The organism is Terrabacter sp. Ter38, assembly GCF_024519435.1.
GTDB lineage: Bacteria > Actinomycetota > Actinomycetes > Actinomycetales > Dermatophilaceae > Terrabacter.
Genome location: NZ_JALJRZ010000009.1, coordinates 1 through 24427 on the forward strand (window position 1 = coordinate 1; position 24427 = coordinate 24427).

General features: G+C 71.1%; 23 protein-coding genes. 13 read left to right on the top strand and 10 right to left on the bottom strand.

Features of this window, described 5'->3' with window-relative positions; genetic code table 11:
* Positions 1-844 precede the first annotated feature (844 nt).
* Positions 845-1126, top strand: coding sequence for a DUF1272 domain-containing protein (locus tag NR112_RS16930; RefSeq protein WP_256795477.1), 282 nt, complete (start codon positions 845-847; stop codon positions 1124-1126).
* A gap of 20 nt (positions 1127-1146) precedes the next feature.
* Here NR112_RS16930 and NR112_RS16935 read toward each other — a convergent pair whose 3' ends face one another.
* The gene (locus NR112_RS16935) at positions 1147-1395 is read right to left on the bottom strand and encodes a hypothetical protein (RefSeq protein ID WP_256795478.1); all 249 of its coding nucleotides are present in this window, start codon (positions 1393-1395) and stop codon (positions 1147-1149) included.
* A complete protein-coding gene (locus NR112_RS16940; RefSeq protein WP_056757006.1) occupies positions 1392-1682 on the bottom strand; it encodes a DUF3099 domain-containing protein in 291 nt (96 codons plus the stop codon). The genes NR112_RS16935 and NR112_RS16940 overlap by 4 nt, the downstream gene beginning before the upstream one ends.
* Positions 1683-1801: 119 nt before the next feature.
* On the opposite strand from NR112_RS16940, the gene NR112_RS16945 reads away from it, so the two are divergent.
* The 3 genes from NR112_RS16945 to NR112_RS16955 all read left to right on the top strand — a co-directional run bounded on the left by NR112_RS16945 (position 1802) and on the right by NR112_RS16955 (position 5665).
* On the top strand, positions 1802-2521 hold the full coding sequence (locus NR112_RS16945) for a beta-ketoacyl-ACP reductase (RefSeq protein WP_020144159.1): 720 nt from the start codon (positions 1802-1804) through the stop codon (positions 2519-2521).
* Positions 2522-2602: 81 nt separating this feature from the next.
* A complete protein-coding gene (gene fabI, locus NR112_RS16950) occupies positions 2603-3364 on the top strand; it encodes an enoyl-ACP reductase FabI (protein WP_256795479.1) in 762 nt (253 codons plus the stop codon).
* A gap of 39 nt (positions 3365-3403) precedes the next feature.
* On the top strand, positions 3404-5665 hold the full coding sequence (locus NR112_RS16955) for a tetratricopeptide repeat protein (RefSeq protein WP_256795480.1): 2262 nt from the start codon (positions 3404-3406) through the stop codon (positions 5663-5665).
* 333 nt (positions 5666-5998) lie between these two features.
* Here NR112_RS16955 and cphA read toward each other — a convergent pair whose 3' ends face one another.
* The 6 genes from cphA to glgC form a co-directional block, all read right to left on the bottom strand.
* Entirely contained in the window at positions 5999-8890 is a 2892-nt protein-coding gene (gene cphA / locus NR112_RS16960) for a cyanophycin synthetase (RefSeq protein WP_256795481.1), read from the bottom strand.
* 89 nt (positions 8891-8979) lie between these two features.
* On the bottom strand, positions 8980-9900 hold the full coding sequence (locus NR112_RS16965) for a cyanophycinase (protein ID WP_256795482.1): 921 nt from the start codon (positions 9898-9900) through the stop codon (positions 8980-8982).
* Between the two features lie 9 nt (positions 9901-9909).
* Positions 9910-11157, bottom strand: a complete 1248-nt coding sequence (serB, locus tag NR112_RS16970) for a phosphoserine phosphatase SerB (protein ID WP_374512808.1) — start codon at positions 11155-11157, stop codon at positions 9910-9912.
* 112 nt (positions 11158-11269) lie between these two features.
* Positions 11270-12001 carry a ZIP family zinc transporter gene (locus tag NR112_RS16975; protein WP_256795483.1) on the bottom strand — a complete coding sequence of 244 codons (732 nt, stop codon included), beginning with the start codon at positions 11999-12001 and terminating at the stop codon, positions 11270-11272.
* A 1-nt stretch (position 12002) separates the two neighbouring features.
* The gene (locus NR112_RS16980) at positions 12003-12860 is read right to left on the bottom strand and encodes an LLM class F420-dependent oxidoreductase (protein ID WP_256795484.1); all 858 of its coding nucleotides are present in this window, start codon (positions 12858-12860) and stop codon (positions 12003-12005) included.
* 46 nt (positions 12861-12906) lie between these two features.
* On the bottom strand, positions 12907-14166 hold the full coding sequence (gene glgC, locus NR112_RS16985) for a glucose-1-phosphate adenylyltransferase (protein WP_028785591.1): 1260 nt from the start codon (positions 14164-14166) through the stop codon (positions 12907-12909).
* Positions 14167-14268: 102 nt separating this feature from the next.
* On the opposite strand from glgC, the gene glgA reads away from it, so the two are divergent.
* The 3 genes from glgA to NR112_RS17000 all read left to right on the top strand — a co-directional run bounded on the left by glgA (position 14269) and on the right by NR112_RS17000 (position 17937).
* Positions 14269-15471, top strand: coding sequence for a glycogen synthase (glgA, locus tag NR112_RS16990; RefSeq protein WP_256795485.1), 1203 nt, complete (start codon positions 14269-14271; stop codon positions 15469-15471).
* A 62-nt stretch (positions 15472-15533) separates the two neighbouring features.
* On the top strand, positions 15534-16109 hold the full coding sequence (locus NR112_RS16995; protein WP_256795486.1) for a 1-acyl-sn-glycerol-3-phosphate acyltransferase: 576 nt from the start codon (positions 15534-15536) through the stop codon (positions 16107-16109).
* Positions 16110-16215: 106 nt separating this feature from the next.
* On the top strand, positions 16216-17937 hold the full coding sequence (locus NR112_RS17000) for an alpha/beta-hydrolase family protein (protein ID WP_256795487.1): 1722 nt from the start codon (positions 16216-16218) through the stop codon (positions 17935-17937).
* Between the two features lie 23 nt (positions 17938-17960).
* Here NR112_RS17000 and NR112_RS17005 read toward each other — a convergent pair whose 3' ends face one another.
* The gene (locus NR112_RS17005; protein WP_256795488.1) at positions 17961-18695 is read right to left on the bottom strand and encodes a PIG-L deacetylase family protein; all 735 of its coding nucleotides are present in this window, start codon (positions 18693-18695) and stop codon (positions 17961-17963) included.
* A gap of 46 nt (positions 18696-18741) precedes the next feature.
* Between NR112_RS17005 and NR112_RS17010 the strand changes: the two genes are divergently transcribed.
* Positions 18742-19167 carry a pilus assembly protein CpaE gene (locus NR112_RS17010; RefSeq protein WP_306217358.1) on the top strand — a complete coding sequence of 142 codons (426 nt, stop codon included), beginning with the start codon at positions 18742-18744 and terminating at the stop codon, positions 19165-19167.
* Between the two features lie 24 nt (positions 19168-19191).
* Here NR112_RS17010 and NR112_RS17015 read toward each other — a convergent pair whose 3' ends face one another.
* The gene (locus tag NR112_RS17015; RefSeq protein ID WP_256795489.1) at positions 19192-19956 is read right to left on the bottom strand and encodes a hypothetical protein; all 765 of its coding nucleotides are present in this window, start codon (positions 19954-19956) and stop codon (positions 19192-19194) included.
* 60 nt (positions 19957-20016) lie between these two features.
* On the opposite strand from NR112_RS17015, the gene NR112_RS17020 reads away from it, so the two are divergent.
* From NR112_RS17020 to NR112_RS17040, 5 genes are all read left to right on the top strand, one after another.
* Positions 20017-20802, top strand: a complete 786-nt coding sequence (locus tag NR112_RS17020; protein WP_256795490.1) for an ABC transporter ATP-binding protein — start codon at positions 20017-20019, stop codon at positions 20800-20802.
* 130 nt (positions 20803-20932) lie between these two features.
* The gene (locus NR112_RS17025; RefSeq protein ID WP_256795491.1) at positions 20933-21382 is read left to right on the top strand and encodes an NfeD family protein; all 450 of its coding nucleotides are present in this window, start codon (positions 20933-20935) and stop codon (positions 21380-21382) included.
* 123 nt (positions 21383-21505) lie between these two features.
* The gene (locus NR112_RS17030; RefSeq protein WP_256795492.1) at positions 21506-22672 is read left to right on the top strand and encodes an SPFH domain-containing protein; all 1167 of its coding nucleotides are present in this window, start codon (positions 21506-21508) and stop codon (positions 22670-22672) included.
* 59 nt (positions 22673-22731) lie between these two features.
* The gene (locus NR112_RS17035; RefSeq protein WP_256795493.1) at positions 22732-23502 is read left to right on the top strand and encodes a sulfite exporter TauE/SafE family protein; all 771 of its coding nucleotides are present in this window, start codon (positions 22732-22734) and stop codon (positions 23500-23502) included.
* A 72-nt stretch (positions 23503-23574) separates the two neighbouring features.
* Positions 23575-24393: an RNA methyltransferase gene (locus NR112_RS17040; protein ID WP_256795494.1), complete on the top strand. Its 819-nt coding sequence runs from the start codon at positions 23575-23577 to the stop codon at positions 24391-24393.
* Positions 24394-24427 lie beyond the last annotated feature (34 nt).

The following is a 24427-nucleotide window of genomic DNA, read 5'->3' on the forward strand; positions in this document are numbered from 1 at the left end:
GCCGTCCGCGCCGCCCGCCCGCGCCGCCCGTCCGCGCCGCCCGCCCGCACGCACGCGCCGCACCGGCCGCACCCGCCGCCAGTGCAGGCTGGTCGGGCGGCGATCGCGTCGGAGCCGCACCGAGGGCGTGGTTCGGCCGGAAATCCGGGTGCGCTGCCCAGGCCGGACGGCGTTGTCTGCTCGGCATGCTGCTTCGCGTGACCGGGTCGAGCTGCTCGGGCAAGACCACCGCCAGCATCCTCGGGTGTGGGTCGGTCGCGGGCGTCTCGGTGCGTGACAGCGACGAGCTCGGAGTCCCCGGTGACGCGGACACCGCCTGGTGCCAGCTCGTGCTCCACCGCTGGGTCACTCACGACATCGAGCTCGAGCAGGACGGCACCGACCTCGTGCCGGCGGGCCAGTCGCCGATCGGCGAGCTGCTGGCCACCCCTGAGGCGACACGGCTGGACCTGGCCGTGTCCCTTGTCGACGTCGCGGACGACATCCGCTCCGAGCGCCTGGAACGACGCGATCCCCGCGCGCCTGGTCAGAGGACGCCAAGCAGCAGTTCAACGGCTGGGCCGGGTGGCACCGTCGTCACGCACAGGACCCGACCCACCATCCGGAGGTCATCACGGCCGCAGGTGCACCCGGTCGCAGGTGGGATCGTTGGGAGGGGTGGGATCGGGACGATCGCCGGTGCAGCGTCACCCTCAACGACTCGACCGGCCGCACCGCCAGCCACACCGGGCAGGACGTGAGGGCGTGGGTGGAGGACTCCCGAGCCCGTCGCGACGGCGGGCGGCTGCCCCTCTTGCGTGGCCGGGAGCAGCTGGATGGTGACACCTGCACACCAACCGGTCGCATGACGCCACCGGCACGCGATCGCTGCGACACTGGCGCGGTGCTGGACCTGCGCCCGAGCTGCGAGTGCTGCGACCGCGACCTGCCTCCCGAGTCGACGGAGGCGATGATCTGCACCTTCGAGTGCACATGGTGCGCGCGGTGCGTCGAGACGTGCCTGGGAGGCAGGTGTCCGAACTGCGGCGGTGACCTGCAACCCCGGCCCGTCCGACCCGCTGATCGGCTCGCCGACCATCCGGCCGCGACCCGGCGGGTGGTGCAGTCGGGCCTGCACCGGGCCTGATGGCTGGTTGAAGCTCGGGCTCAGCCGTCGGCGTCGGTGAGCGCCTCGACGGGGACGACCTCGATGAGGAAGCCCCGCAGCGCCACGAAGTCAGCGAGCGACTTCTCGTGGTCGTCGCACGCCAGCCACACCTTGCGTCGGTCCGCGGCATGCAGCTTCGGGTTGTTCCAGATGACCGCGTGAACGCCCGTCGCGCGGCAGCCCTTGGCGCTGCAGACGTGCTCGACGTCAGGGTCGCCCGTGGGCGACAGGGAGAGCGGACCGCTCACTGCTCGAGGCGCTGCGTGTCGTCGCGGGGCACGACCGACTGGATGCTGCCCGGCTGGCGCGGGCTCACGGCATTCGCAAGCACGACGGCGACGTAGGGGATGAAGACCGCGGCCAGGATGGCGGTCCAGCGCAGCCAGCCCGAGGTGACGAAGACCAGGCCGAAGCACACGATGCGGATGCCCATCATCGTGAGGTAGCGGCGGACGCGCTGGTCCTGGTCGTCCGTCGTGGAGGTCGACGCCGAGGTGACGGAGTAGACGACCGGTTCGTTCTTGGCTCTTGGCACCCTTCAACCATAAGCCCGTCCCACGCCCGCGGCACCGTGCTGTCTACCGTTCGGTAGTCCGTTAGGTTTCGGGGCAAGGCAGCGACCCGGCAGAGGCCGGACGGACGGAGGAACGCACAGTGTCAACGACCGAGGCGCGCAACGTGCTCGTGACCGGAGGCAACCGCGGCATCGGCCTGGCGATCGCCAGGGCCTTCGCCGACGCCGGCGACAACGTCGTCATCACGCACCGCTCCGGGGAGCCGCCTGAGGGCCTGCAGGGCGTCATCTGCGAGGTCACCGACTCGGCTTCCGTCGACGCGGCCTTCACCGCCGCCGAGGAGATCTTCGGTGGCCCCGTCGAGGTCCTCGTCGCGAACGCCGGCATCACGCGCGACACCCTGCTCATGCGGATGAGCGACGACGAGTTCGACTCCGTCATCGACACGAACCTCGCGGGAGCCTTCCGGTGCGCGCGTCGCGCGGCCACCGGCATGATCCGCAAGCGCCGTGGCCGCATCGTCCTCATCAGCAGCGTCGTCGGCCTCTACGGTTCGCCCGGCCAGACCAACTACGCCGCGTCCAAGGCCGGCCTGGTCGGGCTCGCCCGCTCGATCTCTCGCGAGCTCGGTGGCCGCGGCATCACCGCCAACGTCGTCGCACCCGGCTTCATCGACACAGAGATGACGGCCGTCCTGCCCGACGAGCAGAAGAAGGCCTACCTCGCCAACATCCCGGCTGGTCGCTTCGCCACCCCGGAGGAGGTCGCGTCGGTCGTGCGCTTCGTCGCGAGCGACGACGCCGGCTACATCACCGGCGCGGTGATCCCCGTCGACGGCGGCCTCGGCATGGGGCACTGAGCCCACCCGACGGCATACGTTGGTATGCCGTCACGAGCGTTGTGCAGCAAGCGTGCCCACCCACACGAGAAAGTCGCAGGCATGGGAATCCTCGAAGGCAAGAAGCTCCTCATCACCGGTGTCCTCATGGACAGCTCGATCGCGTTCCACGTCGCGAAGATCGCCCAGCAGGAGGGTGCGACGGTCGTCCTCACCTCGTTCGGCCGGACGATGAAGATCACCCAGACCATCGCCAAACGGCTGCCCGAGACGCCCGTCGTCATCGAGCTCGACGTCGCCGACCAGGAGCACCTGGACACCCTCGCCGAACGGCTGCGCGAGCACGTGGACGGCCTCGACGGAGTGCTGCACTCGATCGGCTTCGCGCCGCAGGGCGCCTTCAACTTCCTCGAGGGCACGTGGGAGGACGTCTCGACGGCCCTCCAGATCTCGGCGTACAGCCTCAAGTCGCTCGCGGTCGCCACCCTGCCGCTCATGTCCGAGGGCGGCAGCGTCGTCGGTCTCACGTTCGACGCGAAGTTCGCGTGGCCGGTCTACGACTGGATGGGGGTCGCCAAGGCCGCCTTCGAGTCGACGAACCGCTACCTCGCCCGCGACCTCGGCCCCAAGGACGTGCGCTGCAACCTCGTCGCGGCGGGCCCGATCCGCACGACGGCGGCCAAGTCCATCCCTGGCTTCGAGCAGTTCGAGAAGGTCTGGGACGACCGCGCACCACTGGGCTGGGACGTCAACGACCCGGAGCCCGCGGCGAAGGCCTGTGCGGCGCTGCTCTCCGACTGGTTCCCGGCCACGACCGGCGAGATCGTCCACGTCGACGGCGGCGTCCACGCGATGGGGCAGTGAGCGCGCAGCTCCACGGATCCTCTCGCTAGAGTCCTGCCCATGCCTCACGCCGGGACCGAGTCCAGCCCCCTGACGACGACCGACCCCGAGGCGGCGCCGGTGCCCGTCGAACCGGTGCGGGTCGACGAGGTCAGGGTGCTCGACGGGCCCAACCTCTACTTCTCCCGGCCGGCGATCAAGGTCATCCTGCACGTGCCAGGCTTCCTCGAGCTCAAGCGCGCCGACGCCGAGGCCCTGGCCCGCCGGTTGGGGATGCGCTCGGCCCGACCGGGCAAGCGGGGCACCGCCCTGCGCCAGCGGTTCGTCATGCGGGTGATCCGCACCGTGACGCGTCGCGTCGGCACCGAGATCGGCGCCGGGCGCCTGGGCGTACGCGTGCGGGCGGGTCAGACCGTCGACGACGTCGTGCTCGCCTTCCCGTGGGTGCACCGCACTCGCGGTCGCGTCGCGGGGGAGCAGTTCGGTGCCGTCATGGCCGGGCTGCTCGACCGCTCGCGCAGCGCCGACGAGGTGATCGAGGCCGCCGCGGCCGTCATCCTGGCTGCGCCTGACGGTCCGGCGCCCAGCGTGCTGACGCCGACCGTCCCGGTCGCGTCGGTCACCGGCACCAACGGCAAGACGACGACCACCCGCCTCATGGCGCACATGTGCATGAGCGCCGGTCTCAAGACCGCCTGGAGCTCGACCGACGGCGTCGTCGTCATGGGCGAGACGAAGGAGGAGGGCGACTTCTCCGGCCCGGCGGGTGCGCGTGGAGTGCTCGAGACGCCCGGCCTCGAGATCGGGATCCTCGAGACCGCCCGTGGAGGCATGCTCCTCAAGGGCATGGGGGTCACCGCCAACGACGTCAGCGTCGTGACCAACGTCAGCGCCGACCACCTCGGTCTGCAGGGCATCGACACCCTCGACCAGCTGGCCGAGGTCAAGGCCATCGTCACCACCGTCACGAAGCCACAGGGCTGGGTCGTCCTCAACGGCGACGACCCCCGCGTGTGGGCCATGCGCTTCGGCATCAAGGCCAAGCCGTGGGCCTTCAGCCTGGACCCCGCGTCGCCTGCGCTCTGGGAGTCGATCAACTCCGGTGGCCGGGGCATCACCGTCCTCGACGGCGAGATCGTCGTCCTGTCGCCCAACGGTGACCCGGACCGCCTCGTCAAGATCGTCGACGTCCCGATGACGCTGAGCGGACTGTCGCGCAACAACATCGCCAACGCTCTCGCCGGTGCGGCCGCCGCCCTGGGGCTCGGTGTCCCGCGCTCAGCCGTCGTCGAGGGTCTGCGCACCTTCGCGCCGGACCCCGAGCACAACTGGGGCCGGCTCAACACGTACTCGCTGCCACTGCCGGGCGGCGGCAAGGCGACGGTCATCATGGACATGGCCCACAACGAGGCCGGCCTCGAGGCACTGCTCGACGTCGCCCGCGGGCTCGCCGCGCCGGGCGGCGCCGTGCGGCTCGGCCTCGGCTGCGCGGGTGACCGCGCCGACGAGGCGATCGTCGCGATGGGTGAGATCGCCGGCCGCGGCGCCGAGGAGGTCGTCCTCAAGCTCGCGCGCCACTACCTTCGCGGGCGCGAGCCCGAGGACCTGCTCGGTCTCTTCCGCGACGGCCTGGCCAAGGTGGGGGTCCTCGACGTGCCCGGGTACGACACCGAGCTCGAGTCCTTCGAGGCCCTCGTGCCGCACGCGCTCGACGGCGACGTCATCGCGCTCATGTGCCACGCCGAGCGCACCGAGGTCAACGACTGGATCCGCGAACACGGCGGCAGGGTCGACGACGCCCGCTCGATCCGGCGCAAGGTCGTCGCCGCGCGCGGTGAGCACGAGCTCGAGGCGGAGATCGCGGGCCTGTGGGAGGGCGACGACGAGCCGGCGCGGCTCGCTGCCGCCCAGGAGCTCGTCGACGGCCACCCGGGCGACCCGCGCCTCGTCTTCGAGCTCGCCGGCGTCAAGGACGCGATGGGCGACGAGCAGGGCGCCATCGGTCTCTACGAGGAGGCGCTTGCGGGGGGCCTTCGTGAGCCCCACCGGCACCGGGCGCAGCTCCAGCTGGCCTCCAGCCTGCGCGTCGTGGGCCGGACCGCCGAGGCACAGGACCTCGTTGCGGACGTCCTCGAGGCTCGTCCGCACAACACGGCGGCGCTCATGCTCAAGGCGCTCGTGCAGGCCGATCTCGGTCAGGAGCGGCAGGCCCTCGCCGATCTCATCCGCTCCACCCTCGAGGCGACGACCGACGTCGACACCCAGGCCTACCGCCGCGCACTGCGGGCCTACGCCGACGAGCTGGCCCCCGTCACCGACTGACCAGCAGCCAGCGCCCAGCAGGCCCAGCAGGCCCAGCAGGCCCAGCCGGCCCAGCCGGCCCAGCCGGCCCAGCAGGCCCAGCAGGCCCAGCAGGCCCAGCAGGCCCAGCCGGCACCGTGCGCCTATGAATGTGCGCCACGGCGCACTCTGTAAGGCGTCCGGGCCGCGAAACCGGCAGCAAAGCGCGCCACGGCGCACGTGCGTGAGCGGTGGCGCACCGTCCGGCGTCCAAGCGCGCCATGGCGCAGTTTCGGTCGGGGTCAGCACGCGAAGGCTACCGGAAGTGCGCCGTGGCGCACTTCCCGCCGCAGGCTGTGCGGGCGTCGACCCGCGTCAGATGGCGGTGTCGTCGGCGTGGTCCGGCTGCGACTCCGACGGGACGGCACCGAGCGCCTCCTCCTCGGCCTCGTCGCCGTCGGCCTCGGCGGTCTCGGTGAGGGTGCTCGGGTCGAGGTCGGGGTCGCTCGTGGCCGCCGCGGCCGTGCCGATGCGGGCCCCCGCCTGGGCGTGCTTCGTGCGCTCCTCGAGCTCGGCGACGACGAGGGCGTGCTGGTCGACGCACATGACGACGAGGTCGCCCGGGTTGGTGCGGGCGAGCACGTGCCGGGTGGCGTCGAGCTCGTCGAGGACGATCTCGACCTGACGGCAGCGGGCGCCCTCCTTCATCGCGGCGCGCGCGCCCTCGGCCACGAGCTCGGCCGTCTCGCCGGGCTTGCGACCGCGCAGGCGCTCGTCCTCGCGGATGACGATGACGTCGAAGTGCTGGGCCGCCACCGCGCCGAGCTCGCGCATGTCGTCGTCGCGGCGGTCGCCCGCTGCGCCGATCATGCCGATGCGTGAGGTCTTGCCGAGGTCGGCCTGGCGCTGCTTCTGGTCGGCGTAGCGGTCGACGAAGGCGCCGAGCTCCTTCATGCCGGCCGCGTTGTGGCAGTAGTCGACGAACACGTCGGCGTTGTTGACCTGGACGAGGTTGAGGCGGCCGGGGGAGAGGTAGTACGTCGTCGCGAAGGTCCGCAGGCCCTGTCGGATGTCGTGGAGCGGGGCTCCGGCGGCGAAGGCGGCTCCTGCGGCGGCGAGCGAGTTGGCGACGTTGAACCGAGCCGCGCCACCGAACGTCGACGGGAGCAGGTGGGTCCAGGCGAGCTGCATGCTGCGCCGACCGTGCTTGATGACGATCATCTCGCCACGCTCGCTCGGCTCGAGCACGACGGCACGGCCGCCGCGGCGACAGTAGTCGTCGACGAACTCACGCGTCTCGCTGCCGGGCTCGGCCATCGAGAACCACACGATGCCGCCCGAGCACCGCCGGCGCATGTTACGCACGTTCGGGTCATCCGCGTTGAGCACCGCGAAGCCGTCGCGCGGCACCGCCTCGACGATGACGGCCTTGACGTCGGCGAGCTGTCGCAGGGTGTCGATCCCCTTGAGCCCCAAGTGATCTGGAGCGACATTGGTGACGACCGCGATGTCGTTTCGGTCGTAGCCGAGGCCCTCGCGGAGGATGCCGCCCCGGGCGACCTCCATGACGGCGAAGTCGACGCGGGGGTTCTGGAGCACCATCCGGGCCGAGCGCGGGCCCGAGGCATCGGCCTTGATGACGAGCCGCTCGTCGATGACGACGCCGTCGGTCGAGGTCATCCCGACCTTGCGCCCGAGACCCTTGAAGATGTGGGCGATCATGCGCGACGTCGTCGTCTTGCCGTTCGTCCCGGTGACGGCGACGATCGGCACGCGTGACTGGGCGCCCGGCGGGAAGAGCAGGTCGACGACCGGCTTGGCGATGAACTGCGGCTCGCCGACGGTCGGGTGGGTGTGCATGCGGAAGCCGGGCGCCGCGTTGACCTCGCAGATCGCGCCACCCGTCTCACGCACGGGATAGGTGATGTCCGGGCAGATGAAGTCGATACCGGCGACGTCGAGCCCCACCATGCGGGCGGCCTCCTCGGCGATCTCGACGTTGTCCGGGTGGGCGTCGAAGGTGCGGTCGATCGAGATGCCACCGGTCGACATGTTGCCGGTCAGGGCCAGCTTGACCATCTCGCCCTCGTCGGGCACCGACTCGGTCGAGTGGCCTTGGCCCGCGAGGATCTCGAGCGCGTTGGCGTCGACCTTGATCTTCGTCAGCACCTTCTCGTGCCCGACGCCACGGCGCGGGTCGGCATTGGTGATCTCGACGAGCTCGGCGACGGTGTGGGTGCCGTCGCCGATGACGTGCGCTGGGACGCGCTCGGCGATCGCCTGCATCCGCCCACCGACGATGAGGCAGCGGTAGTCGCGACCGGTGACGAAGGACTCGACGATGATCGTGCCGCGACGAGACTCGGCCTTGGCGATGTCGTAGGACCTCTCGACGTCCTCGTCGCTCATGAGGTTGAGGCACACCCCGCGGCCGTGGTTGCCGTCGAGCGGCTTGACGACGACCGGGAACCCGATGCGGCGCGCCGCCTCCACGGCTCCCCGCAGGGTGCGCACGGCCTCCTGCTTGGGCACGGGGAGGCCGGCGGAGCCGAGGAGCTTGGTCGTGAGGTCCTTGTCGCTCGCGATGTCGACGGCGAGCGCGCCCGTCTTGGAGGTCATCGTGGCCCGGATGCGCTGGGCGTGCACGCCCTGCCCGAGCTGGACGAGCGAGGCGGAGTTGAGGCGGATGTACGGGATGTCGCGGGACGCGGCCTCCTCGAGGATGGCGGCCGTCGAGGGACCGAACGCGACACGCTCGGCCTGGCGCAGGAAGGCGTTGAACTCCGTCTCGAAGTCGAAGCCGTCCTCGGGCCCGACGAGGTGGTTGATGAGGCGCACGGCGAGCCTGCCCGCGGCGACCCCGACGGTCTCGTCGGTGTAGCTGTAGACGACGTTGTACTGGCCCGGCCTGCCCTTGACCGCACGGGTCTTGCCCCGGCGGGAGTCGTGGCCGGCGAGGGTCTGCAGCTGGAGGGCGACGTGCTCGGCCACGTGGCCGAGCCACGTGCCCTCGCGCAGCCGCTCGATGAACCCGCCGCGTCGACCGAGTGAGCAGGTGTGGCGCTCGAGCCCGGGGACGAGCTCGATGAGCTGGTCGGTGAACCCGGGCAGCGAGACCGTGGGGTACTCCTCCAGGCTGCCGAGGTCGACGACGAGGTGGACGGCCTGCTGGTAGGACCAGACGTTGGGTCCGCGGTAGATCCGGGTCTCGAGGATCTTCAGGTCCGGTCGAGCCGGGCCTGTGGGGGTGGGTACCTCGACGGCCATGGATCTCCTCCTACGGGGTCGTACGGGTCGTGCCGTGCGGCATACCCGTCGACCGTTGGTGCGCTTCGGTGCGGTGGGACGAACGGGACTCAGTGGGCGGCGCTGCTCGTCGACGAGCGCGCCGCACGGACCTTGGCCGGGACGACCGCACCCTCGATGTCGGGGTGACGCTCGACGAACGCGGTCAGCTCGACGTGGTCCAGGTCGAACGTACTGCCCGTGGGCAGCGAGTGCACGACCGCGCCCGAAACGAGCAGGGGCGCACCGCGACGCGCGTCGGGGGCGTCGGTGATGGCGTTGCGGGCGTTGACGACGAAGATCGATCCGGCCCCGATGACCGACATGACCCTGCCCCCACGGATCTCGGCCGCGGTGTTCTCGTCGATCCCCATGCCGAGCAGGTTGGGCGAGGCGGCGACCATGGACATGAGCCGGCCGTAGCGGCCACGCTGGTCGAAGTGCTGGTCGATGATGACGTCCTCGACGAGCCCGAGGCCGGCCGAGATCTGGCTCGCCCGCTGCTTGGGCGTCAGCCCCTCCTCGCCGAGCGAAATCATGTAGCGGCTCATGATCGAGGCGCCGGCCGACGTGCCGGCGACGACGGCGCCGCGCTCGTAGGCCCGGACCACGGCGTCGCCCACAGGCGTGCCGACGATGTTCTGGGCGAGCTTGACCTGGCTGCCGCCGGTGATGAACACGCCGGTCGCGGTGTCGAGGGCCTCGACCATCGCCTCGTCGTTGGCGTCGCAGCGGGTCTCGGGGTGCACGACGGAGTACTCGCCGCCCCGCAGCCGGGTGAAGACGTCGCGGTACGCCTCGGAGACCTCGTCGGCGTACGACGACGCCGTCGGGATGAGGACGATGTGCGACCGCCGCCCGCCGGCGAGCTTCACGAAGCGCTTGAGCACGACCGACCGCCCGATCCGGTCCTCGGCACCCCCGATGATGAGCAGCGTGCGGCGGACGCCGTTCGGGTTCGGGGTCAGGGACGAAGGGGCCACGGACTGCATCGCGCCAGCCTAGTGACCGGCGTGCGGGACCGGCGGAGCCTGGGTCGGCGTGCCGTCGTCCAGATCCGCCTCCTCGATCTCCTCGCGGGAGATGCCGAGCAGGTAGAGCACCGAGTCGAGGTAGGGCACGTTGACCGCGGTCTGGGCCTGCTCCTGCACGATCGGCTTGGCGTTGAAGGCGACTCCGAGGCCGGCGACGTCGAGCATGTCGAGGTCGTTGGCGCCGTCACCGATGGCCACGGTGCGGCTGAGCGGAAGACCCTCCTGCTCGGCGAACTCGCGCAGGGCCCGCGCCTTGCCGGCCCGGTCGACGACCTCGCCGACGACACGTCCGGTGAGGCGGCCGTCCTCGATCTCGAGCCGGTTGGCGCGCGCGTGGTCGATGCCGAGGTCGTCCGCGAGCTCGCCGACGATCTCGATGAACCCGCCGCTGACGAGACCCACGGTGAAGCCGAGGCGCTTGAGCGTGCGCACGAGCGTCCGTGCGCCGGGTGTCAGCTGGACCGACTCGCGCACCTCGTCGAGGACCGACTCGGGCAGGCCCGCGAGGGTCGCCACCCGGGCGCGCAGGGACTCCTCGAAGTCGAGCTCACCCGCCATCGCGCGGGCCGTCACCTCGGCGACCTCCGCCTGACGACCGCTGTGGGCGGCGAGCAGCTCGATGACCTCCTGCTGGATCAGCGTCGAGTCGACGTCGAGGACGACGAGTCGCCGGCCCCTCCGGGCGAGCCCGCCTGGTGCGACGGCGATGTCGATGCCCTCCGACGTCGCCACGAGGGCGAGCTCGGTGCGCAGGGACGGCAGGTCGGCGCCGGAGATGTCGAACTCGACCGTCGTGATGGGGTAGCGCGAGAGGCGGCGGATACGGTCGATGTTGGCGCCGTGGTCGGCGATCCGGGTCGTGACGAGCGAGACGGCGTCGGCGCTGAGCGGCGCGCCGAGGACGACGACGGCCGCGCGACCCTGCCGCGAGCGCGCGTTGACGCCGGTGCCCTCGACGACCGTGAGGGCGAGCCCGAGACGGTGGGCGGCGACGGCGGCGGCGTCGCGCAGCTGGTCGACGTGGGCGCCGGGTCGCAGCAGGACGGTCAGGGTGAGGTGCCCGTGCACGACGACCTGCTGGATGTCGAGGACCTCCGCGTCCACTCCCGACAGCGCTCCGAGGAGGGTCCCCGTGACACCTGGCCGGTCGTCCCCCGTCACGGTGACGCTCAGGGTCTGGATGTCCGTTCCGTCCGTGCTGTTCACTTCGGTCACCCGCGTCAGGGTAGTGAGCGCCGGGGCGCTCCCGCGTCACCTTCCGGCATACGGCCGGTGACGTCGTCCGTCATGCCGGCAGCGTATGCCGTCCGCTCGAGTCGGGCGGGAGTCAGCCCAAGGCGCTGAGCAGGAACGCGAGCGCGAAGCCGAGCATCGTCACGAGACCCACCAGGCGCCCGGCGTGCTCGGTGGCCTCGGGCATCATCGTGTCGGCGAGCATCGTGATGATGGCTCCCGCCGCGAACGTCTGGATCCCCGCCACGACGGCGGGCGACGCACCTTCGAGCAGGACGTAGCCGAGACCGGCGGCAAGACCCGACACCACCATGACGACGAGCCACAGGAGCAGGATCTGGCGAGCGGAGCGCCCGGCCCGCTTGAGGCCGGCGCTGGCCGACATCGACTCGGGGACGTTCGAGAGGAACACCGCCGCGACCATGGCGATCCCGACCCCGCCTCCGCCGAGGACGCTGACGCCGATCGCGGCCGACTCCGGTATGCCGTCGAGCAGGGCCCCGAGGACGAGCGCCATCGCGCCCGCACCCTGCTGCGGGCCTCCGGTCGGGCTCTTGCGCCGGTGGCCACCTCGACGGTCGATGAACCAGTCGCCGACGAAGAAGACGACCGACCCGCTGACGAGCCCGACGACGACGGGCGCCGCGCCGGCGGAGTGGAACGCCTCCTCGGTCAGCTCGAAGGCGACCGCACTGATGAGCACGCCGGCACCGAAGGCCATGACGAGGCCGATGACGCGGTACGACGCACGGGCATAGAGCCCGAGGACGGCGCCGACGAGAAGCGCGGCGCCACCGACGAGTCCCCAGAAGGTCGCGGTCAGCACGTCACGACGCGCTGACTCCGTTGACCTCGTCGCGCCACTGGAGCAGGTCGCGCACGCGCGCGAGGTCCGGGTCGGCCGCGGCGACGCTCGCCGTGAACAGCCGGGTCCCGATGTCGTGGAGCTGCTGGGCGTTGCTCGCGTAGTCGCCCGCCTGGACGGGGTTGCGGCCCGGCACGAAGGCGACACCGGCCGACCGCTCGATCTCGAGGGGGTCGCGGTCGCGGCGGGCGCACCACTCGTCGAGGACGCGGTGCTTGTGGGCGATCTCCTCGGGACCGCCGAAGCCGTGCCAGATGTCCGCGTGCTCGGCGACGATCCGGAGCGTCTTCTTCTCGCCGCCGCCGCCGATGAGGATGGGGATGTCGCGCGTCGGGGTGGGGTTGAGCCGGGTCCACCGGTCGCGGATGACCGGCAGATCGCGCGCCAGGTCGTCGAGACGCCCGCCCGCGGTGCCGAACTCGTAGCCGTACTCGTCGTAGTCGAGCTGCGCCCACCCGGAGCCGATCCCGAGGATGAGGCGCCCCTCACTCATGTGGTCGACGGTCCGCGCCATGTCGGCCAGCAGGCTCGGGTTGCGGTAGCTGTTGCACGTCACGAGGGCGCCGATCTCGACGGACTCGGTCGACTCGGCCCACGCGCCGAGCATCGTCCAGCACTCGAAGTGCTGGCCCCCGCGGTCGCCGCTGAGCGGGAAGAAGTGGTCCCAGTTGAGCAGGACGTCGACACCCATCTCCTCGAGCGTCGAGGCCGTGTGTCGGATCTGTGCCCACGTCGCGTGCTGCGGCGGGATCTGGATCCCGACGCGCGCCGGCCGTGAGTCGGTCGCGCTGACAGGGGGATTCGTGGCGGTGGACGTCATGGGAAGACCCTCGCAGATGTCGTCGGGCGGGGACTCAACGGGGTACTCATCGGGTGACGATCTGGCCCTTGCCCACGACGACGATCCCGGTCTCGGTGACGTGGAGGCCGCGTGCCCGGTCGTGCTCGTGGTCGATGCCGATCTGGCATCCCTCCGGGATGACGACGTTCTTGTCGATGATGGCCCGGCGGATCTGCGCGTGCCGGTGCACCTCGACGCCGTCGAGCAGGACCGACCCCTGGATGCTGGCGTAGGAGTGCACCTTGACGAGGGGAGAGAGCACCGAGGCGTAGATGTGCGCCCCCGACACGACGACACCCGGCGAGACCGCCGAGTTGAGGGCCTCGCCGATGCGGTCGCCGCTGCCGTGGACGAACTTCGCCGGGGGGTAGGGGCTGTGGCTGGTGTAGATCGGCCAGTCGTAGTTGTAGAGGTTGAAGACCGGGTGGATCGAGATGAGGTCCATGTGGGCGTCGTAGTAGGACTCGATGGTCCCCACGTCGCGCCAGTAGCCGCGGTCGCGGTCGGTGGCGCCGGGCACCTCGTTGTTCTTGAAGTCGTAGACGCCCGCCTCACCGCGGCCGACGAAGTAGGGCACGATGTCGCCGCCCATGTCGTTGCTGCTCGCCTCGTTGTCGTGGTCGGCGATGACGGCCGCCTCGAGGGCTGCGGCGGTGAAGACGTAGTTGCCCATCGACGCGAGGACCTCGGCGGGGTTGTCCGGCAGGCCCTTGGGGTCCTTCGGCTTCTCGAGGAAGGCCGCGATCTTGGACGGGTCGGCGTCGTCGACCTCGATGACGCCGAACTGGTCGGCAAGCGAGATCGGCTGGCGGATCGCCGCGACGGTGCAGGCCGCACCCGTCTCGATGTGCTGCTCGACCATCGCGCTGAAGTCCATGCGGTAGACGTGGTCGGCGCCCACGACGACGACGATGTCGGGGCGCTCGTCGTGCATGAGGTTGAGGCTCTGGTAGATCGCGTCGGCGCTGCCGAGGTACCAGTTCTTGTCGACGCGCTGCTGCGCCGGGACGGTCGTGACGTAGTTGCCGAGGAGCGTCGACATGCGCCACGTCTTCGTCACGTGCGCGTCGAGGCTGTGCGACTTGTACTGCGTCAGGACGACGACCTGGAGGTAGCCGGAGTTGACGACGTTGGACAGGGCCAGGTCGATGAGGCGGTAGATACCCGCGAACGGCACAGCGGGTTTGGCCCGGTCGGCGGTCAGCGGCATCAACCGCTTGCCCTCACCGCCAGCGAGCACGATCGCGAGGACTTTCGGACCAGCAGCTGGGCTTCGTCGGGCCATGAGCGCCACCCTAGGGCAGCCGTCAGGCCGCCGACAGGTTCAGCACGCAAGATCGGCCGAGCTTTCCGCTCCGCGGGATGGATGCAGCACTAGGGTCGGAACGTGCGCGTCGACATCCTCAGCAAGGAGTACCCGCCGGCCATCTACGGAGGTGCGGGTGTTCACGTGGCAGAGCTCGTCCGGGCACTCCGCGACCGCGGCGACATCGACGTCCGGGTGCGCTGCTTCGGCGCGGCGCGTGACGAGGCCGGGACGACGGCATACGCCGATCTTCCCGAGCTCGCCTCTGGCAATGCCGCGATGCAGACGCTCGGCGTCGACGTCAGCATGGCGGGCGACTGTGTCGGCGCCGACCTCGTCCACTCGCACACCTGGTACGCCAACATGGCCGGCCACCTCGCGTCGCTCCTCGGGGGCATGCCGCACGTCGTGACCGCCCACTCGCTCGAGCCGATGCGCCCGTGGAAGGCGGAGCAGCTGGGTGGCGGCTACCGCGTGTCCTCGTGGGCCGAGCGCACCGCGTACGAGTCGGCCGCCGCCGTCGTGGCGGTCAGCGCGGGCATGCGCGAGGACATCCTCAAGAGCTACCCTTCGCTCGATCCGGCGCGGGTTCACGTGGTGCACAACGGGATCGACTCGCAGCTGTGGTCGGCTGACCGCTCGGACGAGGCCGTCGAGGTCGTCCGGCGACACGGCGTCGACCCCGACCAGCGGTCGGTCGTCTTCGTCGGTCGGATCACCCGCCAGAAGGGTCTGCCCTACCTGCTGCGGGCCTGCGCGCTCCTGCCTCCGGACGTCCAGATCGTCCTCTGCGCGGGTGCCCCCGACACCCCCGAGATCCTCGCCGAGGTCGAGGGACTCATGAACGAGCTGCGATCGCAGCGTGAGGGCGTCGTCTGGATCCCCGACATGCTGCCCCGCCACGAGGTCGTCGCCCTGTTGAGCCACGGCACCGTCTTCGCCTGCCCCTCCGTCTACGAGCCGCTGGGCATCGTCAACCTCGAGGCGATGGCGTGCGAGCTCGCTGTCGTCGCCACTGCCACCGGCGGCATCCCCGAGGTCGTCGTCGACGGCGAGACCGGGTGGCTCGTGCCGATCGAGCAGGTGCAGGACGGGACCGGGACGCCGGTCGACCCCGACGCCTTCGTCGCCGAGCTCGCCGCCGCACTCACCGACGCCGTCTCCGACGTCGACCGGGCCCGCGCGTTCGGTCGCGCCGGGCGGCAGCGGGCGGTCGACTCGTTCTCGTGGGCCTCCATCGGCGACCGCACGCTCGAGGTCTACCGATCGGTCCTCGGCCCCTGACGCGTGGCACCTCGCGTAGGTTGGAGGAGGCGGGCCACCGCCGCAGCCGGAGAGGAAACGCCATGAGGAGTCGACTGGCCAGCCTCGTGCTGCGCCTCACGGGGTGGACCGCGGTGGGGGACGTGCCTCGCACCGGCGTCGTCGTCGGTGCACCGCACACGTCCAACTGGGACTTCGTGATGATGCTCCTCGTCATGTGGCGGGGCGGCGTCACACCCCGGGTCCTGATCAAGAAGGAGCTCTTCCGTGGGCCGATGGGGTGGCTCCTGCCGCGCCTCGGCGGCATCCCGATCGATCGCGACCAACCGGGCGACGTCGTGCGGCGACTGGTGCGAGAGGCCCGGAGCGGGGAGCCGTTCCTGTTGATCCTGGCCGCCGAGGGCACCCGCACGAAGGGCGGTTACTGGAAGTCGGGCTTCTGGCGCATCGCGCGGTCAGCCCGTCTGCCCATCGCCCTCGCCTTCATCGACGGGCCGTCTCGCACAGCGGGATTCGGCCCCACCATGACCGCCACGGCAGACGTGGTCGCCGACATGGACAAGGTGCGGGCGTTCTACCGCGACAAGCGCGGCATCCACCCCGAGAGACGCACGGAGCCTCGACTCCGCGAGGAGTCGCAACCCGACGTCCGGCGCTGATCCCGGGGTTCGGCCGCCCGTACGGCGTTTCGCGTGCTCGCGAGCGCCACGTGTGGGAGCGTTCCACGTGAGTGCACCTCCGTCCCGCTGACCGGAACGAGCTGAGATGGCAACTGACGTGGCTGGCAACGATGCGCTGACCGCCGGCGATCACGGTTCGGTCGACGAGGCGGACGGGCCGGAGCGGCGCTCCGGACGGCTCCGGCGGTTGCTCCACTTCACCCTCCCGGGGTGCTGGGGCGCGGTCCTCTTCGCCGCGCTGTCGTTCACCCCCTCCCTGCTCCCGCGCGGTGGTTTCATCCAGGGCCTGGTCTGCGGGATCACCGCATCCATCGGCTACGGCCTCGGGGTCCTGGGCGCCTGGCTGTGGCGCGCCTTCGCGGATCGGGAGCCACGAGAGCCCAGGTCCTCGTCCTGGCGTGCCCTGTTCATCGGCGGCGGGGTGCTGCTGGTCGTCTTCTTCGGTCTCGGCCAGTACTGGCAGCACGAGATCCGGAGCCTCATGGGGGTGACCGACTACAACATCGCCCTCGTCGTGCTCTCTCCCTTCGTCGCCGTGTTCTTCTTCGCGCTGTTCCTCCTCATCGGCCGCGGTATCCGACGCGTCTACCACTGGGTCGCGGACCTGCTGAGCCGGAGATTCGGACGGCGGGCCGCGGGGGCCACGGGCTGGGTCCTCGTCACGACGATGACCTACCTCGTCGTCAGCGGCGTCCTCATCGACGGGCTCGTCGGCGCGATGGACGAGGCCTTCTCGGTGAGCAACACGATCACGCAGGAGGGCGTCGTCAAGCCGACGACGGGGCTCCGCTCGGGCGGCCCGGGCTCGAAGATCCCGTGGGAGTCGCTCGGACGGGAAGGACGGACGTTCGCCGCGACGGGGCCTACCGCGAGCGACATCGAGAAGGTCGTGCACCAGCCCGCGCAGGAGCCCATCCGCGCGTACGCCGGCCTGGACTCGGCCGATGACACGGAGCAACGGGCGGCCCTGGCCGTCGACGACCTCGAGCGGGCCGGAGGGTTCAAGCGGACGAACCTCCTCGTCGTGACGACGACGGGCAGCGGCTGGGTCGACCCGGCCCTGGTCGCCCCGTTCGAGTACCTGACCGGCGGCGACGCGGCCACGGTGGGGATGCAGTACTCCTACCTGCCCTCGTGGCTCTCCTTCCTCGTCGACCAGTCGAAGGCGCGCGAGGCGGGCCGGGCGCTCTTCGACGCGGTCTACGACCGGTGGTCACGCCTGCCGCAGGACTCCCGGCCGAAGCTGTACGTGTCGGGCGAGAGCCTCGGGACGTTCGGCGGTGAGACCGCCTTCAGCGGCGAGTACGACCTGCGCAACCGGACCGCCGGCACGGTCTTCGCCGGGCCGCCGAACTTCAACACGCTGTTCCGTGAGTTCAGCGACCACCGCGACCCGGGCAGCCCCGAGATCCAGCCGGTCTACAAGAACGGTCGGACGGTGCGGTTCGCGACCGATCCGGCCGCCTCGATCCCACCCGAGGGCCAGCCATGGGACGGCACGCGCGTCCTCTACCTCATGCACCCGTCCGACCCCATCGTGTGGTGGAGCCCCCACCTCGTGTTCAACGAGCCCGACTGGATCGGTGAGGCGGCCGGCAAGGACGTGCTCCAGGGCATGTTCTGGATGCCGTTCGTGACCTTCTGGCAGGTGACCGCCGACCTCCCGTTCTCGACCGGGGTCCCTGCCGGGCACGGCCACAAGTACACGACGGAGTACGTCGACGCCTGGAATGCCGTGATGCGTCCGGAGGGTGTCACCGCCGACGACCTGGCAGCCATCCGGACGGCGGTCGGAGCGCTGGGCTAGGGGTTCCGACCCCGCCGCTCAGGTCAGCCGCCGATGAGTCGGCCCGTCACGGCATACGGCACCCCGACGACCTCCGACGGGCCCCCGAGGATCATCCCGAGCAGGTCGGCCGGCTTCGGGTAGTCCCGTCCGAGCGCCGCGAGGTAGGCGTCGTGCGCCGACAGCGAGGCCACCGCCGCGTCGAAGTGCTCCGAGACGTCGACGAAGTGCGTCGGCTCGGGGTCGGCCACGACGAGCAGCCGGGCGACCTGCCAGGGGTCGTGCCCCTCCTCGACGAGGTCGGGGAAGATCCACCGGTTGCCCGCGTCGGCCTTGGCATCGACGACGGCGAGACCCACCGCCCGGTGGTCGGCCTGGTTGGCGAAGCCCCCCGGGAAACGGTCGGCGTACGTCGACGTGATGACGAGGTCGGGCCTGCGGATCCGGATCTCGCGGGCGATGGCGCGCCGCAGCGGGAGGCCGTACTCGACGACCCCGTCGGTGAAGCCGTCGAGGAACTCCACGACGTCGACGCCGACCCGGGCGGCCCCGTCCCGCTCCTCCTGCTCGCGCAGCGGGGCCGCCTGTTCGGGCGGCAGCGTGTCGATGCCCGCCTCTCCCCGGGTGGCCAGCAGGTAGGTCACCGTCTTGCCGGCCCGCACCCACCGGTCGACGGCGGCGGCCGTGCCGTACTCGAGGTCGTCGGGATGCGCCACGACGCAGAGGACGGTCTCGAAGGTGCTCTCGTCGAGTGGCTGCAGGTCTGGGTGTTCCGTCATGGACCAAATCTAGGGTTGCTTGGCGAAGTCCCGGGGGGATGTGACGATGGGTGCCATGCTGACCCTCGAGCTCGCCCGCCGGCTCTCCGACGCGGGACTCGCGTGGAAGCCCGTCTCGGGCGACCGCTTCGTCGTGGCCGTCAGCGGCATGGAGGACGACGTCTTCGTCATCAGCGAGATCACGGTGGACGTCCACCACTTCACGACGGGCGACGTCATCGGCTTCAACGGCACGACCGAATGGGCCCTCGACAGCGTCGAGCAGGACAAGGCCGTGTGGCTGCCGAGGGAGGACCAGCTGCGTGACCTGCTCGGTGAGTCCTTCGTCTCGCTCGAACAGCTCGAGGGCGGGTATGCCGTGTCGGCCCGCGGGCGTGACGGCGCGGTCGGACGCCATGCCGACATCGACGCCGAACGCGCCTACGCGCGAGCGGTGCTCGCGCAGCTCGAAGCGTCCGCTCCCGAGGCGTAGCCGGGTGGTCGAGCGCACCGGCTCTCAGGCGGGGCGCCAGCCTGCGATGGACATGACGGCGACGTTGGTCGCGTCGGCGAGTGCGGCGTCGGCGTCGGCGGCGAGGTCGCGCAACAACCGCGTCCGGTTCGCCGTGGTCACCGCGTCGAGCCCACTCGACCCGAGCGAGGTCCGGCCGGCGTTGCGGTGCGCCACGCGGGAGAGGTTCGCCGACAGGGCCATGATCCGCAGGGCGCGTCCGGACGTCGCCGACGGGATGCCCCACAGCGTCGTGTCGAGGTCGGCCTGCGCCTCGGCGCGCGCCTCGTCACCCCAGGGGTGGCCGCCCACCTCCTCGAAGCGCACCGTGTGGTCACGGAGGCGGACCATGAGGTCGCGCTCGATGTCCCGGAGGTCGAGCATCTCCATGCGGTGCCGGGGGAGCGGGTCCGCCTCGTAGGCCGTCCAGTCGGCGCGGACGCCCACGTCACCCTCCGGCCCGAACTCCGAGAGCGTCGGCACGAGGACCCCGCCGATGCCCGCGACGAAGACGCACTCCCCGGCGTCCGCGGCGTGTGCCGTGGCCGCGGACGAGCCACGCGGCATACGGCTCAGGTCGCCGGGACGGGGGAGCGCCACGAACAGGGCGCGCTCGCCGAGGTCCCGCCAGACGTCGAGCCGGGCCAGGTCGCCCGCGACGTGGTCGAGGTCCGGGAAGGCCCGGGCCAGCGCCTCCGTCGTCGCGAGGTCGCCACGCCACGAGGCCGTCACCCAGAGCGCGAGGCGCACGGACGCGGGCAGCTCGGACACCCCGTCATCGTAGGGTGCGCCGCCGCGTCGGCTCCGGAGGCCTTGCCATAGGGTCGAGCCATGAGCGACGTCCTCGCCTTCGCCGGAGTCACGGTTCGTCGCGGTGCCTCGACGCTCCTCGACGACGTCACGTGGGAGGTGGAGGAGGGGGAACGCTGGGTCGTGCTGGGCGCCAACGGTGCCGGCAAGACGACCCTGCTCCAGATCGCCGCGGCGCGGCTGCACCCGACCTCGGGGGTCGCCGGGGTCCTCGGCGAGGTGCTCGGCGCCGTCGACGTCTTCGAGCTGCGCCCACGCATCGGTCTCGCGAGCTCGTCGATGGCCGAGCGGATCCCTGGTGACGAGCTCGTCGGCAACGTCGTCGTCACCGCGTCCTACGGCATCATCGGCCGCTGGCGCGAGACCTACGACCACGTGGACTACGTACGCGCCATGGAGCTGCTCAGGACGCTCGGAGCCGAGCACCTCGCCGACCGGGCCTACGGCACGCTGAGCGAGGGGGAGCGCAAGCGCGTGCAGATCGCGCGGGCCCTGATGACCGACCCCGAGCTGATGCTGCTCGACGAGCCGGCCGCCGGACTGGACCTCGGCGGTCGCGAGGACCTCGTGCGACGGCTCGCCGACCTGGCCGCCGACACGGAGGCCCCGGCGATGGTGCTCGTGACTCACCACGTCGAGGAGATACCGCCGTCGTTCACCGACGTCCTCATGATCCGCGACGGCAAGGTCGTCGCGGCCGGCCCCATCCCGCTGACGCTCACGGCCGAGAACCTCAGCGCGACGTTCGGGCTGCCCCTCGTGCTCGAGCAGCACGGAGAGCGGTGGTCGGCGCGCGCCGAGTCCTGATCGCAACCCGTCCCCACCCGGGATCCGTAGGCCCCGAGAGGGAACTGAGGCAGAATCGAGTACGTCACAGGAGTGACGCACGGGACATCGGGACCCGTTGCCGAGGCGGACGAAGGCAGGGTGGGGGCACGTGGTCGAGGGACAGGCTTGGATGGTCTGGGTGGCGGTGGCTCTCGTCCTCGTCGCCATCGAGGCGGTCACGGTCGACTTCACCTTCCTCATGCTCGCCGGTGGCGCCGTCGGCGCAGCGATCGCCGCGGCGTTCGGGGCGCCCCCCGTGGTGCAGGCCATCGTCGCGGCCCTCGTGGCCGTCGCCCTCCTCGCGATCGTGCGTCCGTGGCTCAAGAACCGCCTCTCGGCCAGCACGCCGCAACAGCTCATGGGCGCCGCGGCCCACGTGGGCCGCTCGGCCATCGCCATCGACCGTGTCAACCCGGCCGGGGGCCGGGTCAAGCTCTCCGGCGAGACGTGGTCGGCACGCACGCTCGGCGACGACATCGAGCCCGGCGAGGAGGTCGTCGTCGACTCCATCGACGGCGCCACCGCGATCGTGAGCCGCGCCCGCGTCGTGGGGAGCTGAGCCGGCCTCCGGCTCCGCGCCCGGCGACGCCGCCGAACCAACGAGCGGATCGACCGATCCGCCCGCACCAACCGTGCTTCCTCGGGGGAGCGCGGACCGCACAGGGAGAAGGTCGAGAAGGTCGTGGACCCGGTACTCATCATTCCGATTCTCATCGTCGTCGTGGCGTTCGTGGTCGTGCTGCGCACCGTGCGCATCGTGCCGCAGCAGACGGCACAGATCGTCGAGCGACTCGGCGGCTACAACAAGACGTTGACGGCAGGTATCCACTTCCTGATCCCGTTCGTCGACAAGGTTCGTGCGAACATCGATCTGCGTGAGCAGGTCGTGACCTTCCCGCCGCAGCCCGTCATCACCAGCGACAACCTCGTCGTCAATATCGACACCGTCATCTACTACTCGGTCACGGACGCCAAGGCCGCCGTCTACGAGATCGCCAACTTCATCCAGGGCATCGAGCAGCTGACGGTCACCACGCTGCGCAACGTCATCGGCTCGCTCGACCTCGAGCAGGCCCTGACGAGCCGCGACCAGATCAACGGCCAGCTGCGCGGCGTCCTCGACGAGGCCACCGGCAACTGGGGCATCCGCGTCAACCGTGTCGAGCTCAAGGCCATCGACCCGCCGCACTCGGTCCAGGAGACGATGGAGAAGCAGATGCGCGCGGAGCGCGACCGTCGTGCCGCGATCCTCACCGCGGAGGGCTTCAAGCAGTCGGCCATCCTCACCGCCGAGGGTGAGAAGCAGAGCCAGATCCTGCGGGCCGAGGGCTCGGCGCAGGCCCGCATCCTCGAGGCCCAGGGCCAGGCCCGCGCCATCCAGCAGGTGTTCGCTGCGATCCATCGCGGCAAGCCCACCCAGAAGCTGCTCGCCTACCAGTACCTCCAGGTGCTGCCGCAGCTCGCTCGCGGCGACTCCAACAAGATGTGGATCATCCCGTCCGAGCTGACCGATGCGCTCAAGGGCATCGGCAACGCACTCGGCGGCAGCGAGCAGGGCCCGATGGTCGACGACGAGGAGCAGTGGGTCGACACCGGCGACGCCGTGGACAACGCCTTTGCCGAGACGGTGCTCGAGGATCCCGCCAAGGCGCTGGCCGAGGCCCGTGGCCAGGCCGCGCAGGCGAGCGCCGAGTCGACCGAGCACGCCGCTCCCATGGGTCGCCAGCAGCCACCGCTGCACTCAGGCGCCGACGTGCCCCCGCCGCCCGCCGCCACGCCGCCGGTCATGCCTCCGGCATCCGCGGACGACCTGCCCGGCGCACCGCCGGAGCCCCCGACCGGACGCTGACCGACACTTCCGGCGACACCGCCCCGACGACACCCGGTCGCCCTCTGTAGGGTGACCGGGTGTCGTTCTGGTCCGCTGTCGCCATCGCGCTGGCCGGGACCGGGGCCGGCATCATCAACACGATCGTCGGGTCGGGCACGCTCATCACGTTCCCGACGCTGCTCTTCTTCGGGGTCAACCCGCTCGTCGCCAACGTCTCGAACAACATCGGCCTCGTCGCCGGGGGCGTGACCGGGGCGTGGGGCTACCGCAGGGAGCTCGACGGCCAGGCGCGCACCCTGCGCCGCCTCATGCCGATGTCGTTCCTCGGCTCGGTCGTGGGGGCTGGACTGCTGCTCGTCCTGCCCGCTGCGGCGTTCCGGGCGATCGTCCCGGTGCTCATCCTCATCGGGCTCGTGCTCGTGGTCGCCGGCCCGCACATCCAGGCCAGGGTCCACCGGGAGGGGGTCGAGGGGGCGGTGCCCCGCTGGCACGCGCCGGCGATGGCGGCCGGTGTCTTCGCCGCCGGCGTCTACGGGGGCTACTTCGGGGCGGCCCAGGGGGTCCTGCTCATGGGCCTGCTCAGCGCGCTCAGCCTCGAGCCACTGCAGCGGCTCAACGGCTACAAGAACGTCCTCGCGCTCGTCGTCAACGTCGTCGCAGCAGGGGTGTTCATCCTCTTCGCGCGCGACCACATCGACTGGCTCATCGTCCTCCTCATCGGCGTCGGTGCCTTCGTGGGCGGCATCATCGGGGCAGGGGTGGGCCGGCGCATCCCGCCGAACGTCCTCCGCGGTCTCATCATCGCCATCGGCCTCGTCGCCGTCGTCAAGCTCGTCTGGTTCCCCTGACGGTTCTCGACAGCTGCGGCCCCGCTCCGGTGGATGTCAGGCGTAGGTGCGACCGGCACTAGCCTGTCGGGCGTGCCGATCGAGATCACCGACTCCACCGACCCGCGGCTGACCGACTACGTGTCGTTGACCGACGTCGTGCTGCGGAGGCGGCACGAGCCCGAGCGCGGCCTCTACATCGCGGAGAGCCAGAAGGTCATCCGCCGGGCGCTGCGAGCCGGGCACCGACCGCGGTCCTACCTCATGGCCAGGCGCTGGCTCGACGACCTGTCCGACATCGTCGCGGACGCGGAGGCCGACGGCGTCCCGGTCTACTTCGCCGAGCACGACGTCATCGAGCAGCTGACCGGCTTCCACCTCCACCGCGGCGCCCTCGCCGCGATGCAGCGCCCCGCCCTGCCGACCGTCGAGTCGCTCATCACCGACGCGCGCCGGGTCATCGTCCTCGAGGACGTCGTCGACCACACGAACGTCGGTGCGATCTTCCGGTCGGCCGCCGCGCTCGGGGTCGACGCCGTGCTCATCACACCGCGATGCGCCGACCCCCTCTACCGCCGCTCGATCCGCGTGTCCATGGGCACGGTCTTCCAGGTCCCGTGGACCCGGATCGACCCGTGGCCGCAGGGCATGGCCCTGCTCCACGACGCCGGTCTCACCGTCGCAGCCATGGCGCTGTCGGACGAGTCCGTCTCGCTCGACGACCTCGAGAGCGGGCCGCCCGAGCGGCTCGCGCTCGTCGTCGGCACGGAGGGCGACGGCCTCTCGCACCGCACGGTTGCCGACGCCGACCTCACCCTGCGCATCCCCATGGCCGGAGGCGTCGACTCGCTCAACGTCGCCGCGGCCAGTGCGGTCGCGATGTGGGCCCTGCGCCCACGGCCCCGGGGCTGACCGGTCCAGTCGGCCGGTCGGGCTCGATCGGGTC

Excerpts from the sequence above, each read along its gene's own strand:
- NR112_RS16930 (WP_256795477.1), top strand. The coding sequence starts at position 845 with ATGACGCCACCGGCACGCGATCGCTGCGACACTGGCGCGGTGCTGGAC.
- fabI (WP_256795479.1), top strand. The coding sequence starts at position 2,603 with ATGGGAATCCTCGAAGGCAAGAAGCTCCTCATCACCGGTGTCCTCATG.
- NR112_RS16955 (WP_256795480.1), top strand. The coding sequence starts at position 3,404 with ATGCCTCACGCCGGGACCGAGTCCAGCCCCCTGACGACGACCGACCCC.
- cphA (WP_256795481.1), bottom strand. The coding sequence starts at position 8,890 with ATGGCCGTCGAGGTACCCACCCCCACAGGCCCGGCTCGACCGGACCTG.
- NR112_RS16965 (WP_256795482.1), bottom strand. The coding sequence starts at position 9,900 with ATGCAGTCCGTGGCCCCTTCGTCCCTGACCCCGAACCCGAACGGCGTC.
- NR112_RS16980 (WP_256795484.1), bottom strand. The coding sequence starts at position 12,860 with ATGACGTCCACCGCCACGAATCCCCCTGTCAGCGCGACCGACTCACGG.
- glgC (WP_028785591.1), bottom strand. The coding sequence starts at position 14,166 with ATGGCCCGACGAAGCCCAGCTGCTGGTCCGAAAGTCCTCGCGATCGTG.
- NR112_RS16995 (WP_256795486.1), top strand. The coding sequence starts at position 15,534 with ATGAGGAGTCGACTGGCCAGCCTCGTGCTGCGCCTCACGGGGTGGACC.
- NR112_RS17000 (WP_256795487.1), top strand. The coding sequence starts at position 16,216 with ATGGCAACTGACGTGGCTGGCAACGATGCGCTGACCGCCGGCGATCAC.
- NR112_RS17005 (WP_256795488.1), bottom strand. The coding sequence starts at position 18,695 with ATGACGGAACACCCAGACCTGCAGCCACTCGACGAGAGCACCTTCGAG.
- NR112_RS17010 (WP_306217358.1), top strand. The coding sequence starts at position 18,742 with ATGGGTGCCATGCTGACCCTCGAGCTCGCCCGCCGGCTCTCCGACGCG.
- NR112_RS17020 (WP_256795490.1), top strand. The coding sequence starts at position 20,017 with ATGAGCGACGTCCTCGCCTTCGCCGGAGTCACGGTTCGTCGCGGTGCC.